This window comes from Leucobacter sp. BZR 635 (assembly GCF_048061935.2).
Lineage (GTDB): Bacteria > Actinomycetota > Actinomycetes > Actinomycetales > Microbacteriaceae > Leucobacter.
The window spans coordinates 19,146-32,653 of sequence record NZ_JBLUNZ020000018.1 but is presented as its reverse complement, the minus strand read 5'-3'; the positions used below and the strand labels follow the sequence as shown (position 1 = coordinate 32,653).

13 protein-coding genes and 1 tRNA gene are annotated in these 13,508 nt (G+C 64.7%); 8 read left to right on the top strand and 6 right to left on the bottom strand.

All coding sequences use genetic code 11. From position 1 onward, the window contains the following. Positions 1-150 precede the first annotated feature (150 nt). Both ACI1US_RS02945 and ACI1US_RS02940 read right to left on the bottom strand, forming a co-directional pair. The gene (locus tag ACI1US_RS02945; RefSeq protein ID WP_461638035.1) at positions 151-462 is read right to left on the bottom strand and encodes a hypothetical protein; all 312 of its coding nucleotides are present in this window, start codon (positions 460-462) and stop codon (positions 151-153) included. A 370-nt stretch (positions 463-832) separates the two neighbouring features. Next, positions 833-1,051, bottom strand: coding sequence for a hypothetical protein (locus tag ACI1US_RS02940; protein ID WP_461638033.1), 219 nt, complete (start codon positions 1,049-1,051; stop codon positions 833-835). A gap of 263 nt (positions 1,052-1,314) precedes the next feature. Here ACI1US_RS02940 and ACI1US_RS02935 point away from each other — a divergent pair, with 263 nt between their 5' ends. Beyond that, complete coding sequence (locus tag ACI1US_RS02935; protein WP_461638031.1) at positions 1,315-2,574, top strand: MFS transporter; 1,260 nt, start codon at positions 1,315-1,317, stop codon at positions 2,572-2,574. 56 nt (positions 2,575-2,630) lie between these two features. Here the strand turns inward: ACI1US_RS02935 and ACI1US_RS02930 are convergent, their stop codons facing one another. From ACI1US_RS02930 to ACI1US_RS02920, 3 genes are all read right to left on the bottom strand, one after another. After that, on the bottom strand, positions 2,631-2,954 hold the full coding sequence (locus ACI1US_RS02930) for a DMT family transporter (protein ID WP_461638029.1): 324 nt from the start codon (positions 2,952-2,954) through the stop codon (positions 2,631-2,633). Then, on the bottom strand, positions 2,951-3,358 hold the full coding sequence (locus ACI1US_RS02925) for a DMT family transporter (protein WP_461638027.1): 408 nt from the start codon (positions 3,356-3,358) through the stop codon (positions 2,951-2,953). The genes ACI1US_RS02930 and ACI1US_RS02925 overlap by 4 nt, the downstream gene beginning before the upstream one ends. Positions 3,359-3,595: 237 nt before the next feature. Then, positions 3,596-3,684: transfer RNA gene (locus ACI1US_RS02920), tRNA-Ser, on the bottom strand. A gap of 151 nt (positions 3,685-3,835) precedes the next feature. Between ACI1US_RS02920 and radA the strand changes: the two genes are divergently transcribed. Together radA and ACI1US_RS02910 are read left to right on the top strand one after the other, a co-directional pair. Then, positions 3,836-5,158, top strand: coding sequence for a DNA repair protein RadA (gene radA / locus ACI1US_RS02915; protein ID WP_416550120.1), 1,323 nt, complete (start codon positions 3,836-3,838; stop codon positions 5,156-5,158). A gap of 15 nt (positions 5,159-5,173) precedes the next feature. Further along, entirely contained in the window at positions 5,174-6,754 is a 1,581-nt protein-coding gene (locus tag ACI1US_RS02910) for a malate:quinone oxidoreductase (protein ID WP_416550121.1), read from the top strand. 79 nt (positions 6,755-6,833) lie between these two features. Here ACI1US_RS02910 and ACI1US_RS02905 read toward each other — a convergent pair whose 3' ends face one another. Continuing rightward, a complete protein-coding gene (locus ACI1US_RS02905; RefSeq protein WP_416550122.1) occupies positions 6,834-7,595 on the bottom strand; it encodes an HAD-IIB family hydrolase in 762 nt (253 codons plus the stop codon). Between the two features lie 43 nt (positions 7,596-7,638). On the opposite strand from ACI1US_RS02905, the gene argF reads away from it, so the two are divergent. The 5 genes from argF to ACI1US_RS02880 all read left to right on the top strand — a co-directional run bounded on the left by argF (position 7,639) and on the right by ACI1US_RS02880 (position 13,477). Next, the gene (gene argF, locus ACI1US_RS02900) at positions 7,639-8,565 is read left to right on the top strand and encodes an ornithine carbamoyltransferase (protein ID WP_416550123.1); all 927 of its coding nucleotides are present in this window, start codon (positions 7,639-7,641) and stop codon (positions 8,563-8,565) included. Beyond that, entirely contained in the window at positions 8,541-10,001 is a 1,461-nt protein-coding gene (argH, locus tag ACI1US_RS02895; RefSeq protein WP_416550124.1) for an argininosuccinate lyase, read from the top strand. The genes argF and argH overlap by 25 nt, the downstream gene beginning before the upstream one ends. Before the next feature lie 182 nt (positions 10,002-10,183). Continuing rightward, a complete protein-coding gene (locus tag ACI1US_RS02890; protein ID WP_461638024.1) occupies positions 10,184-10,738 on the top strand; it encodes a hypothetical protein in 555 nt (184 codons plus the stop codon). Between the two features lie 80 nt (positions 10,739-10,818). Then, on the top strand, positions 10,819-12,102 hold the full coding sequence (gene tyrS, locus ACI1US_RS02885; RefSeq protein ID WP_416550125.1) for a tyrosine--tRNA ligase: 1,284 nt from the start codon (positions 10,819-10,821) through the stop codon (positions 12,100-12,102). Positions 12,103-12,310: 208 nt separating this feature from the next. Next, positions 12,311-13,477: a dipeptidase gene (locus tag ACI1US_RS02880; RefSeq protein WP_461638022.1), complete on the top strand. Its 1,167-nt coding sequence runs from the start codon at positions 12,311-12,313 to the stop codon at positions 13,475-13,477. Positions 13,478-13,508 lie beyond the last annotated feature (31 nt).

Sequence of the window (13,508 nt, the reverse complement as noted above, 5' to 3'; positions counted from 1 at the left end):
CCCCGAGAGATGCGCGAATCAGTGCGCAGGCGGGCCCGCGTGTCCGCGCCCCGAGAACGGGGCCAGGGAAAACCGTATCACTCCTGGGCGAGGCTGGCACTTGAGGAAACTCAGGCCGCGCGTAAGCGGCGCCTCTCCTGGCTGGGAGCGCTACTCCACATCGTCTACGTGTTGCTCGGCTTTCACCCTGCGGTTGTGGATGGCAAAGATGATGAATTGGGCTATGGCAGTCAGGAGCAAGACCAGAAAGTTCCACGGAGCCAACTCGCGGGCGACGAAGAACCCCGTGGCAATGATGAGAAGCATGCCGATGAGCTGCATCAAGTTTGAGCTCTCGGGCATGGTCTCGTTCGATATTCGGTACGGGATGCGTCTGCCCCGATACGCCCGAAGCAGGAGCACTGTTGACGCGAAGAAGAGGCCCACCCCGGCGAGGATCATTGCGGCACCGAGAACAATCATGCTTCCAGTTCAACCCCGAAGGCAACAAATGTCAATGAGCCCTCGTGTCGTCCAGTGCGAGGTGGGCTCGGGCTCGGGGTCGGGGCTCTGGGCTCTGGGCTCTGGGCTCTGGGCTCTGGGCTCTGCGTCTTGAGGGATCCCACTCTCCGCATCCCTACCGCCCCTATGTATCTAGACCGCCCCTTGCATGCCCCGAAAACGTGACGGAATAGATCACACGGGGCTTTGTGGGTCGAGCACGGCGGCTTCCCGGTTGGCCGCGGTCGTCCTTCCCGGAAGCGCTGAGGGCGTGTGAATACGTCACAGGCACCTCTGGTTCGCTCGGGGCCACACCCTGCGGCGCGAAAGCCCGAGTGTGGTTACCGGAGGATTACGCGCGCCGCCGCAAGAACTGGCCGATGAGCAGCGCGGCAACTCCCAAGATGAGGGCTGAAGAGCCGATGATGATGACCGCGTCAACGGGGCTCGCCATGCTCACGCAGAGCCCACCGGAGTAGGCGGAGAGGTCGAAGTCGTCGAGCGTCGGCGTGCGCGGGTGCGCGGCGGAGCCAGTGAACACCGTCGCGAGCGTGATCAGAAGCGCCATCATGTGCCCACCGTACCAAGCGGAGGTGGACGTGTTCCCTGTGAGAGCGGCACGGAAGGATCGACGCTGCTTGACGGCGCTGCAGTGAGATCGCTGCGTGCCTCGACGAGAAGGGTGAGCAAAGTATTTCACCTAAAGAGTCGATATCAGCAATAAAGTGGGGTATGTTTCTGCTGATGCAGCATATTTGAATGCAATCTCTTAACGAAACTTGTTTCGGGCATCTGATAGTCGAACTCAACGTAGAGAAGAGAAGAACCTTGCCAATGAACGTCAAGAATCCGTCAACCAAGTGGGTGATGCTTGGGCTCTCGTATCTGGTGCTCATCGCCTGCTTCATCCCCTACATCGGGTGGAGCGTGTCGCTCCTCGACATTGCGGAGGAGTTCTCGCTTACCGCAACGCAGTCCGGCCTTCTCGGGTCAATCACCGCCCTCGTTGGCGGTCTGGTGCTGCCCTTCGCCGGAGTCATCGGGGATCGCTTGGGGATTAAGAAGATCATCCTCGTGGGCATCATCGCCTCGATCATCGGACAGCTGCTGTTCGCCTGGGCACCCGATTATGCCCTCCTCATGCTCAGCCGGGCCGTCAGCGGTATCGGCGTTGGGTTGCTCTTTGTCGGCCCCTACACGATGGCGGTGAACTGGTTCGAGCGTGAGCGCAAGAGCGGAATCGCGCTCGGCGTGATGTTCACCTCGGACGGAATCGGAAGCGCATTCGCGCTGTACGCGTTTGCTATCGTCTTGGTCGCCGTCGGGTGGCGCACTGGCTCGGCTATCGGTGGCGCGTTCCTCGTCGTCGTGTTCATCATCGCCGCGCTGTTCCTCAAGGATGCGCCCAAGCCGGAGCCCCAAGAGGTGAGCGCGGCCGAATCAGCGGAGGCCAAGCAGTCGCTGGCGAAGTGGCTCTTCAACCGGAATGTGCTCGTGGCCGCCGCCTTCTTTATTGGCGAGTGGGGAATCTTCGCAGTCGTCGCGGTGTGGATGCCCACGATCCTCATCGAGGGCGCTGGCTGGGACGCGGCGCTCGCTGGTCTGTTCTCATCGCTGTACGTGGTCATCGGGATGATCACCTCGATCGGGTTTGGGCTCGTCTCCGACCGGCTCGGTCGGCGCAAGGGGCTTATCGTCGTCGCCGGCGCTGCGATGACGCTCTTCATGGGCGTGCTCACGCTCGGCCTCGCGAGCGGCAACTTCGTGCTCGTTGCGGTATGCCTGCCGCTCGTTGGCCTGGGCGTCTACACGGGGATGCCGCTCGCGCTTGCGCTCGCGGCCGAGTCAGTTCCCCCGCGCATGGCCGGGGCCGTGAACGGCTTCGTGCTCGGGATCGGCTTCATCGTCGGCGGGTTCGTGTACCCCTACTTCATCGGCGCAGTGAAGGATGCAACAGGCAACTACACGGTGGGCTTTGTCGCCATGGTCGTCGCGACATTCGTGCTCAACTTTGTGATCGCGCTCTTCGCGAAGGACTCGCGAGCCAAGGCGCCCGAGCTCGGTGTGCAGCCGAGACAGCCTGCGGTGCAGTAAGCGCCTGTGTCACAACAACACGCTGAGCCCCACCCGGGGCCAGCGTGTTGTTGTGTTTACCCGAACTCTACGAGAACGACCCCGGAGATCATCAGGGCAATCCCGATTCCAGCGACGAGCGACACCGGTTCGTCAAAGAGCTTCCATGCGAGCGCCGCGGTCAGTGCCACACCGCATGCGGCCCACAGCCCGTATGCCACGGCGAGCGGCATACCGAATCGAAGCGAGAGAAAGAGCAGCGCGTAGGACAGGCAATACCCGAGCAGAACGGGCGCGATCCACCGGCGCTTTCGGAAGCCCTCTGAGTGGCGGAGGCCAATTGTGGCGCACACCTCAACGAGGATTGCGGCGCCGAGCGAGACATAAGCTGCCAGCATCATTCAGCTCCCATCTGCACGCTCGCCGACGCCCGCTCGCGGGCAGCCCGGCCCTGCGCACCCATGCCGGCCGAAGCTTCGACCACAACGACGCCGAGAGCGATCAGGCAGAACCCAATCGCCATGCGCGGTGAGATTGCCTCGTCGAAGATGAAGTACGAGGCCACTGCGGTGAGCACCACGCCGCTCGCGCCCCAGATGCCGTAGGCGGCAGCGACGCTTTTCCCGTTGCGAAGTGTCATGGCCAGCAGGAAGAACGAGGCCAGGTAGCCGACGACGACGACGGCAATGAAACTCGGCTCGGTGAGCGCCGCCTTCAAGCTCACCGTCGCCGTGACCTCGGAAGCGATCGCGGCCACCAGGTATGCGTTGGCGGCTCCTGTCTCTGAGCCAGTGCTGCGCTGCATGCTGAGAAGTCTCCTTCGACCTGGGGTGAACGCCCACGAAGTGGGCTGATTCATGTTAGCCGATTGCGCAAGAATATTCGCAGGATTTGTGCGTGCGTGAGAACTAGCCCTGCGATTCCTGTTGATAACACAGAGGCGTCACTGCTTCGTGGAGCCGTGTGAAACGCCCGCGAACTCATGGCATGACGAAGGCCCCGACTCGACCGGATTTCTCCGGGAGGCGGGGCCTTCATACTGTGGCGGTGACGGTGGGATTTGAACCCACGGTAGGGGTTGCCTACACAACATTTCGAGTGTTGCACCTTCGGCCGCTCGGACACGTCACCGCGGAAAAGCTTACGGGATCCGGCCCGCAGATCCTAATCGAGTTCGCAAAGCGTGCAGCACGGCATGTCGCGCACGGGGTTTGGCGGCTGTTTGGCGGCCGCCCGGCGGCCGCCCGGCGCGATGTCGGGGGCCTCCGCTAGCCTCAACTACATGGCGAAAACGAGCAGCGCGTATGTCTGCAGCGAGTGCGGCTGGCAGGCAGCGAAGTGGGTGGGTCGCTGCGGCGAATGCCAGCAGTGGGGCACCGTCGATGTGCGCGGGGCAACCCGGGCATCGCTTGCGCGCACCACGAAGGCTGCCGCGCCAGAGGCCGGTCGCGAGGCTAAGCCGATCACTGAGCTCTCCGGTGACTCGGTGAAGCATCGGCAGACCGGCATCGCTGAGCTCGACCGCGTCCTGGGCGGCGGCATCGTGCCGGGGGCCGCGATCCTATTCTCTGGTGAGCCCGGCGTTGGTAAGTCGACGCTGCTCCTTGACGTCGCGGCCCGCATTGCCGGGCACGGTGCCCGTGTGCTCTACGTGAGTGGCGAAGAATCGACCGGGCAGATCCGCATGCGTGCCGAGCGCACGAACGCGCTCATCGACACGCTCTACCTTGCCGCCGAGACAGACCTTGCGTCGGTGCTCGGGCACATCGAGATGGTCGATCCGGGCCTCATCGTCATCGACTCCGTGCAGACGCTCGCGAGCGACCAGGTCGAGGGCATCGCCGGCGGGCCATCGCAGGTGCGCGAGGTGGCGGCCGCGCTCATTCGCGTGGCGAAAGATCGCGGCACGCCCGTGATCCTCGTCGGCCACGTCACGAAAGACGGGTCCATCGCGGGCCCCAGGCTGCTCGAACACCTCGTCGACGTGGTCTGTCACTTCGAAGGCGACCGCAACACGGCGCTCCGGTTTCTGCGCACACTCAAGAACCGCTTCGGCCCGACCGACGAGGTCGGCTGCTTTGAGATGACCGGCGGCGGCATCGCCGAGGTCGCCGACCCCAGCGGGCTCTTCCTCGGCCGCGGTACCGTGCCCGTGAGCGGGACGTGCGCGACGGTCGCGATGGAGGGAAGGCGCGCGCTCCCCGTCGAGATCCAGGCGCTCGTGGCCACGAGCGCGACCCCGAACCCGCGGCGCGTCACGAGCGGCGTCGATCCGTCGCGCGTCGCGATGATCCTCGCGGTGCTCGAGCGGCGTGCCCGCGTGCGTCTGCACGACCAAGACGTCTACGTGTCGACGGTCGGGGGAGTGAAGCTCAGCGAGCCGGCAGCAGACCTCGCGATCGCTCTCGCGGTGATTTCAGCCGTCGCAGACCAGCCGCTACCCCTCGAACTTGCCGCATTCGGTGAAATTTCACTGGCCGGAGAAATTCGATCCGTGACCTCGGGCGCGCAGCGAGTTTCCGAGGCCGAACGGCTCGGATACACGCGAATCATCGACTCCGGAGTTGAAACACTCGCCGAAGCGAGACGCCAGGCGCTCGACTAAAACGGGGCTCCCTGAGTGGCAACGGCAGCGAACGCCCCGATAACCGAGGTACACTTCAAGATCGTGAGCACTAAGACGGTAGATGTCGTACTTATCGGCGGCGGAGTGATGAGCGCAACGCTCGGAACCCTCATGAAGCAGGTTCGCCCGGACTGGACCATTGAGGTCTTCGAGTCCCGCAGCGAAGTCGCGACCGAGAGTAGTAACGGGTGGAACAACGCGGGCACAGGCCACGCGGCGCTCTGCGAGCTGAACTACATGCCTGAGGGCAAGGACGGCAGCCTGTCCGCCGACAAGGCGATCAACATCAACGAGCAGTTCCAGCTCTCACGCGAGTGGTGGTCCACCCTCGTTGAGCGTGGGATCCTCGGGGAGCCATCGAGCTTCATCAACCCGACCCCGCACATGACCTTCGTGCGCGGCGAAGACAACGTCGACTACCTGCGTCGTCGCTACGAGCTGCTCAAGACCGAGCCGCTCTTCGCCGACATGGAGTTCAGCGACGACCCCGCGAAGATCGCCGAGTGGACACCGCTCGTCATCGATCGCCGCGCCAAGAGCGAGGTTGTCGCGGCGACGCGTTCGGAGGCCGGCACCGATGTCGACTTCGGCGCGCTCACCCGTCAGCTTTTCAGCTACCTGGAGACCGCAGGGGCAAAGGTGAACCTTGAGACCGAGGTCAAGCAGCTGAAGCGCAAGAGCGACGGCACCTGGGACGTGCACGTTCGCAGCCGCGCCGGTTACGGCCCGACCGTTGTGAACGCGAAGTTCGTGTTCGTTGGTGCTGGCGGCGGCGCACTCCCGCTGCTGCAGTCCTCGGGTATCCCCGAGATCAAGGGCTTCGGCGGCTTCCCGATCAGCGGCAAGTTCCTGAAGACCACGAACCCCGAGATCGTCGAACAGCACAACGCGAAGGTATACGGGAAGGCCGCAGTGGGCGCGCCCCCGATGTCGGTGCCGCACCTCGACACCCGCATCATTGATGGCGAGAAGAGCATCCTCTTCGGACCGTACGCAGGCTTCAGCCCGAACTTCCTGAAGAAGGGCTCCTGGTGGGATCTGCCCGGCTCGATCCGTGCCCACAACCTGGGCCCGATGGTCAAGGTCGGCCTCACCGAGTTCTCGCTCGAGAAGTACCTCGTGACTGAGCTGCTCGCGAGCCGCGAGAAGCAGATGCAGACGCTCCGCGAGTACCTTCCCAGCGCACGCAGCGAAGACTGGGAGATGGTCACCGCAGGTCAGCGCGTGCAGGTCATGAAGAAGGACCCCGAAAAGGGCGGCATCCTGCAGTTCGGCACCGAGGTCATCACCGGAGCGGACGGATCGATCGCGGGTCTGCTCGGCGCATCGCCGGGTGCCTCGACCGCGGTCCACGCCATGCTCGGTGTGCTCGAGACCTGCTTCCCCGACGAGTACTCGTCGAAGTGGGAGAAGATTTTCAAGGAGCAGGTGCCCGCCCTCGGCGAGGGCCTCAACGGTCGTCCCGAGGCAGCGAAGGCATCGCTTGAGCGCACCACGCGCGTGCTCGAGCTCGCGCTTGACGCGCCCGCATCGGGCGAGGCTGCTTCAGTCGAGGCTGCCGCCGTCGAAGCGTAGCGAGCCCCGCGGGCGCTGCCCGCAGCAGAAAGACCTGTGGCCCCACCAGCTGGTGGGGCCACAGGTCTTTCTGCTGCTACTACTTCGCGAGGAGCTGCTCGACGAAGTCTGCGGTGTCTTCCCATCCCGCTACCGCGTGGGAGGTGACGCCCATCGCCTTCACCGGGTAATCGTTGCCGTCCGGGTCGAGGCGATCGCCCACGAAGAGCATCTCCGAGAGTGAGATGCCCGTGTGCTCCTCAAGCTTGCGCATGCCGTAGGCCTTATCGATCCCGCGGCGGGTGATGTCGACGGAGGTCGATCCACCGCTGCGCACCTCAAGGCCCGGGAGCCTCTCGGCTACTGCGGCGCGGAGGGTGTTCTTCTTGGTCCCGTCGGCATCCCAGGCGTGCTTGGCATCGACCGGGGCGCGCTGGCCGAGAGCCGAGAAGGTGATCTGTGAGCCGCGATCCTCAAGGATCTCGCCCCAGGGCTCAGCCTCCCACAGTCCGAGCCGCTCAGCCTCCTCGCGGAGCGCGGTGAGCGCCGCGTCGCGCTCGTCCTGGGTGAGCTGCTCGCGGTACACGGTGTGCCACGCGCCCGCCTCGCGCCGCTCGTAGCGAGTGCCACAGGTGGGGAGCAGGTGGAGCCGCGTGAGCGCCTCTTCAGAGACCGAGTCTGCGGAGTCGAGCTGCGAGATGAGCTGTGCCTCGAACTGCTCGAAGTTGCCGCCTGAAATCACGGCGACGGTTGTGCGGTCAAGTAACTCAGCGAAGGCGCTCAGCATGCGGTGAGGAACGGGGGACTTTGAAGGAGCCAGAGTGTCGTCGAGATCGAAGGCAACGAGGCGGGGAAGTGACATGGCCAAGATTCTGCCACAGTGTGCGGGCGAGTAAGCTGGCTGGGTGATGAGGCACTTCCTAAGAGACGACGACCTGACGCCCGCGGAGCAGCGCGAGGTGCTCGACCTGGCTGCGCGCATGAAGCGAGACCGCTTCAGCGAGCGACCCCTCGAGGGCCCGCAGTCCGTTGCGGTGCTTTTCGACAAAACCTCCACCCGCACCCGATTCAGCTTCGCCGCAGGCATCTCCGATCTCGGCGGCAACCCGATCATCGTGAACCCGGGCGAGGCGCAGCTCGGCGCGAAGGAATCGATCGCAGACACCGCGAAGGTGCTCTCGCGCATGGTGTCGCTCATCGTGTGGCGCACGCACGCGCACTCAGGGCTCGAAGAGATGGCAGAGCGCGCGACCGTTCCCGTGATCAACTCGCTGTCTGATGACTTCCACCCCTGCCAGATCCTCGCCGACCTGCAGACGATCCGTGAGCAGAAGGGCGAGCTCACCGGGCTCACCGCGACCTACCTCGGCGACGCCGCGAACAACATGGGGCACTCGTACCTGCTGGGGTTCGCGACCGCAGGCATGCACATCCGCGTTGCTGGGCCGACTGGCTTCCACCCGCGCGTGGACATTATCGAAGACGCGAAGCGCATCGCTGCAGAGACCGGTGGCAGCGTCACGGTGCTCACCGATCCCGTCGCGGCCGTCGCAGACGCGGACGCCGTGATTACCGACACGTGGGTGTCGATGGGGCAGGAGGCCGAGAAGGCCGAGCGGATCGCGACCTTTGGTTCATACCGGGTGACCGGGGAGCTCATGGCGCAGGCGAAGGACGACGCGATCTTCCTGCACTGCCTGCCCGCGTACCGCGAATACGAAGTTGCCCCGGAGGTTATCGACGGGGATCAGAGCGTGGTTTGGGACGAGGCCGAGAACCGGCTGCACGCCCAGAAGGCGCTGATGGCATGGCTGTTGAAGGAGAGCAAGTGACTGAGCAGGTACCCGCAGGGGCAGACAACGGCAACCGGGCGGCCGAGGACGGCGCGCTCTGGGGCGGCCGCTTCGCGAGCGGCCCGTCGCCCGAGCTGCTGAAGCTCAGCAAGTCCACGCAGTTTGACTGGGTGCTTGCGCAGTACGACATCCTGGGTTCGAAGGCGCACGCGAGCGCGCTCGCGTGCGCCGGCTACCTGACGCCGGACGAGCTCACCGACATGCGTGCCTCGCTCGACGAGCTCTCGGCACGCGTCGCGGACGGCCGCTTCGTCGCGGCGGAGGCCGACGAGGATGTGCACTCGGCGCTCGAGCGCGGTCTCATCGAGATCACCGGCGTGCAGCTCGGCGGCAAGCTCCGCGCGGGCCGCAGCCGCAACGACCAGATCGCCACGCTCGTGCGCATGTACCTGCTCGACCACGCCGCGATCATCGGCGACATGCTCGTCGACCTGCTTGAGGCGCTGCACGCGCAGGCCGTCGCCCATGAGGGCGCGATCCTCCCCGGACGCACGCACCTGCAGCACGCGCAGCCCGTGCTCCTCGCACACCACCTCGGCGCGCACGCGTGGCCGATCGTGCGCGATCTCGAGCGCCTCCGCGACTGGAAGGCCCGCGCGAGCGCCTCGCCCTACGGCGGTGGCGCCCTCGCAGGGTCCTCGCTCGGGCTTGATCCCCGGCTCGTCGCCGCGGAGCTCGGCCTCGGCGAGCCCCTCGAGAACTCGATCGACGGCACCGCTGCGCGCGACGTCGTCGCTGAGTTCGCGTTCATCACCGCGCAGATCGGGATCGACCTCTCGCGCCTGAGCGAAGAGATCATCTTCTGGAACACCAAGGAGTTCGGCTTCGTGCGCCTGCACGACGGCTACTCCACTGGCTCCAGCATCATGCCGCAGAAGAAGAACCCGGACATCGCCGAGCTCGCGCGCGGCAAGTCGGGCCGCCTTATCGGTAACCTCACCGGCCTGCTCGCGACGCTGAAGGCGATGCCGCTCGCGTACAACCGCGACCTGCAGGAGGACAAGGAGCCGGTCTTCGACTCCGTCAACCAGCTCGAGGTGCTGCTGCCGGCCTTTGTCGGCATGGTTGCGACGATGCGCTTCGACACCGAGCGCATGGCCGAGCTCGCGCCGCAGGGCTTCTCACTCGCGACCGACGTCGCCGAGTGGCTTGTGAAGCAGGGCGTGATCTTCCGCGACGCGCACGAGATCTCGGGCGAGCTCGTGCGGTACTGCGAGGAGCGCGGCCTCGAGCTCCACGAGCCGAGCGACGATGAGCTGGCTTCGGTTTCCGAGCACCTCACTCCCGCGGTGCGCGGTGTGCTCACGATCGAGGGATCGGTGAACTCCCGCGTGGGCGCTGGCGGTACTGCCTCCGTGCGCGTCGCCGAGCAGCTCGAGAAGCTCGCGGGCAAGATCGCGGAGTTCCGCGGCTAGTCTCTGCGCGCGTACAAAAGCCGGCCGGTGGATCGTTGTCCACAGGCCGGCTTTTTTGCTTCGTTTTGTTGAGTTTTCCACTGATGTGGGCCTTCGCCCGGTTTTTCGTGGCGAGAGCCGGCCTTGGCACGTATCGTGGAAGCAATTCCCGCCAGAGGCAACAGACCAAAAGGAGTGAGCTAGTGAGTGTTGCTGAAGTGATCGGGTTGGTCGCCGGAATGATCACCATCCTCGTGGCGGTGCTGCGTGGCAACAGCGTGCTCCGCAAGACCATGGATGAGAAGTTCGACGGGGTCGATAAGAAGTTCGACGCGGTCGATAAGCGGTTTGAAACGGTCGGCAAGCGGTTCGACGCGGTCGATAAGCGGTTTGAAACAGTCGATAAGCGGTTCGACGGGGTCGATAAGCGCTTTGACGCGGTCGACGCTCGCCTTGACGGCATGGACCGGCGGATGGATTCCATGGAAGCTAGGACTGACAAGAACTTTGAGGGCGTTTGGGCTCGGTTTGATGCTGCGAACGCGAGAATCGACGGCGTTTTTTATGCTCTCCTACAGTTCCAAAACGAGCTTGTGAAGCGCAGCGACAACCTCCGAACTGAGTTGGGAGCGCAAATCAACGACCTGCGGAAAGAGTTCACTCGGAGATTTGACCTCATCGATAGCAGGCTCAACGCCGGTGCCCCGACGATTGATTACAACGGCGGCGGGCCGGCTCCGGTCGCCCGCGAGGCGTAGAACCTGCAGAGGTTCACGGGCCCCTCAGCAAAGACGGTAAACTGCGAGGCGTGTCTGAATTGAACGAACGCACCGAGCTCATGGCCAACCAGCGCATCGATGACAGCTTTCCCACCCTGTGGGACGAGCTGGAGTGGCGCGGGCTGATCCACGTATCGACGGACGCTACGGCGCTGTCTGAACTGCTTGAGGGCGAACCGTTCACCTACTATTGCGGCTTTGACCCGACCGCGGCGAGCCTGCACCTGGGGCACCTCGTCCAGCTGCTGCTCATGCGCCGGCTGCAGCTCAAGGGCCACATGCCCCTCGGCCTCGTCGGCGGGTCAACCGGCCTCATCGGCGATCCGCGCCCGACCTCGGAGCGCACGCTGAACTCTCGCGAGACCGTCTCGCAGTGGGTCGACTCGCTGGGCGAGCAGGTGTCGCGCTACCTCAGCTTCGAGGGCGATAACGCCGCGCGCCTGGTGAACAACCTTGACTGGACAGCGCCACTGAGCGCGATCGACTTCCTCCGCGACATCGGCAAGTACTTCCGCGTCGGCACGATGATCAAGAAAGACATTGTTGCCAAGCGCCTCGACTCAGACGAGGGCATTAGCTACACCGAATTCAGCTACCAGATCCTCCAGAGCCTTGATTACCTCGAGCTCTACCGCCAGTACGACTGCAAGCTGCAGTCCGGTGGGTCGGATCAGTGGGGCAACCTCACGAGCGGCACCGATCTCATCCGCAAGGCCGAGGGCGCGAGCGTGCACGCGATCGGCACCCCGCTCATCACGAATGCCGACGGCACGAAGTTCGGGAAGAGCGAGGGCAACGCAATCTGGCTCAACCCGGAGATGTGCTCGCCATACGCGTTCTACCAGTTCTGGCTCAACCAGGCTGATGCCGACGTGATCGACCGCCTGAAGGTGTTCACGTTCCTGACGCGCGCTGAGATCGCGGAGTACGAGACGCAGGTCGCGGAGGAGCCGTTCAAGCGTGCGGCGCAGAAGCGCCTCGCGCTCGAGGTCACCTCGCTCGTGCACGGCACGCAGGCCACGCAGGGCGCGATCGACGCGTCTGCTGCGCTGTTTGGCCAGGGCGAGCTCACTGCGCTCGACGAGTTGTCGCTTGCTGGCGCGGTTTCCGAGCTGCCGCAGGCCGAGGGGGCTGCTGGCACGAGCATCGCGCAGCTGCTCACGGACACCGGACTCGTGAAGGGTCTCGGCGAGGGTCGCCGCGCGATCGCGCAGGGCGGGGTCTACGTGAACAACGTCAAGGTCGAGGCGGAGGACGCCGAGCTCGCTGCAGCGGATCTGCTGCACGGCAAGTTCGCGGTGCTGCGCCGCGGCAAGAAGACGCTGGCGGCCGTACGAGCGTAGTTGCGATCGCGAAAACGGGGGTGGGTGCCGAAGTGGCACCCACCCCCGTTTTGCGTCGCGGGCCGGCCCATCTCGTGCTTGGGAAGATGCTCACAGCTCAACCAGAGGCGCGCCCAGAGATTTAGATGAATCCTCTATGCGGAACCTGGGGTGACCCTTGGCACTGCTAGCGTCTCTCGCTATGGAGACCCCTAAACAGCGCCGTTGGGTGAAGCGAACAATCATTGGCGGAGTACTCGTGCTCGCCCTCGCGGGGACGGCGTTTTTCGCGCTCGCCCCAGGCATCGCCGAGAAGAGCATGAATGAGGTGACCGGGGATCCGATTCCCGAGGTCTCGGGAGCGGCGCGCACGCTGCACGCGGAGCTCGCGGTGGCGGATCTGCACTCGGACACGCTCATGTGGGATCGCTCGCTAAATACCCGCGCAGATCGTGGGCACGTCGACGTGCCAAGGTTGCAGGACGGGAACGTCGCGCTGCAGGTCTTCTCGTCCGTGTCGAAGTCGCCGAAGGGGCAAAACTACGACTCGAACACGGGTGACACCGACAACATCACGCTGCTGTCCGTCGCGCAGTTGCAGCCGCCGAAGACCTGGTTCTCGCTGCTTGAGCGATCGAAATATCACGCAGACAAGTTGCAACGTGACGCCGCAGCCTCGGAAGGTGCGCTGCGCGTCATTACGAACCAGCAGGAGCTGAAACAACTCCTCGCGGATCGCGCCGGGGGAGACCCGGTCATCGGCGCGCTCTTCTCGGTCGAAGGGTTGCAGAATCTCGAGGGTGACCCGAAAAACCTCGATGTGCTCTTCGACAAGGGCATGCGCATGGCGGGGCTCACGCACTTCTTCGATAACGAGCTCGCGGACTCGATGCACGGAGTCGGCAAGGGCGGGCTCACTGACATGGGCCGCGCGGCAGTCACGAGGATGCAGGAGATGGGGATCGTCGTCGACGTTGCGCACGCGAGTCACCCCGCGATTGCCGAAGTGCTTGAGCAATCGACGAAGCCGGTCGTGGCGAGCCACGGCGGCGTCCAGGCAACGTGTGACGTGAACCGAAACCTCACGGACGACGAGATTCGCGGGATCGCGAAGACCGGTGGTGTTGTTGGCGTCGGCTACTGGGACGCGGCGGTCTGCGAGCTCACCCCGGAGGCGGTCGTCGATGCGATCGATCACGTCGTGAAGGTCGGTGGCATTGAAACTGCGGCACTCGGCAGCGATTACGACGGTTCGACGGAGGTGGCGTGGGACACGAGCGAGCTCGCGATCATCACGCAGGAGCTGATGAACCGCGGGCACAGCGACGACGACATTCGGGCGATCATGGGTGGCAACACCCTGCGGGTGCTCGCCGAGGCGCTGCCCGCGAGCTGAGACAGCTCTCCCTCGCTCGGGCGTTCGGACG

Excerpts from the sequence above, each read along its gene's own strand:
- ACI1US_RS02935 (WP_461638031.1), top strand. The coding sequence starts at position 1,315 with ATGAACGTCAAGAATCCGTCAACCAAGTGGGTGATGCTTGGGCTCTCG.
- ACI1US_RS02925 (WP_461638027.1), bottom strand. The coding sequence starts at position 3,358 with ATGCAGCGCAGCACTGGCTCAGAGACAGGAGCCGCCAACGCATACCTG.
- ACI1US_RS02930 (WP_461638029.1), bottom strand. The coding sequence starts at position 2,954 with ATGATGCTGGCAGCTTATGTCTCGCTCGGCGCCGCAATCCTCGTTGAG.
- tyrS (WP_416550125.1), top strand. The coding sequence starts at position 10,819 with ATGGCCAACCAGCGCATCGATGACAGCTTTCCCACCCTGTGGGACGAG.
- radA (WP_416550120.1), top strand. The coding sequence starts at position 3,836 with ATGGCGAAAACGAGCAGCGCGTATGTCTGCAGCGAGTGCGGCTGGCAG.
- ACI1US_RS02940 (WP_461638033.1), bottom strand. The coding sequence starts at position 1,051 with ATGATGGCGCTTCTGATCACGCTCGCGACGGTGTTCACTGGCTCCGCC.
- ACI1US_RS02905 (WP_416550122.1), bottom strand. The coding sequence starts at position 7,595 with ATGTCACTTCCCCGCCTCGTTGCCTTCGATCTCGACGACACTCTGGCT.
- ACI1US_RS02945 (WP_461638035.1), bottom strand. The coding sequence starts at position 462 with ATGATTGTTCTCGGTGCCGCAATGATCCTCGCCGGGGTGGGCCTCTTC.
- argH (WP_416550124.1), top strand. The coding sequence starts at position 8,541 with ATGGCTGTTGAAGGAGAGCAAGTGACTGAGCAGGTACCCGCAGGGGCA.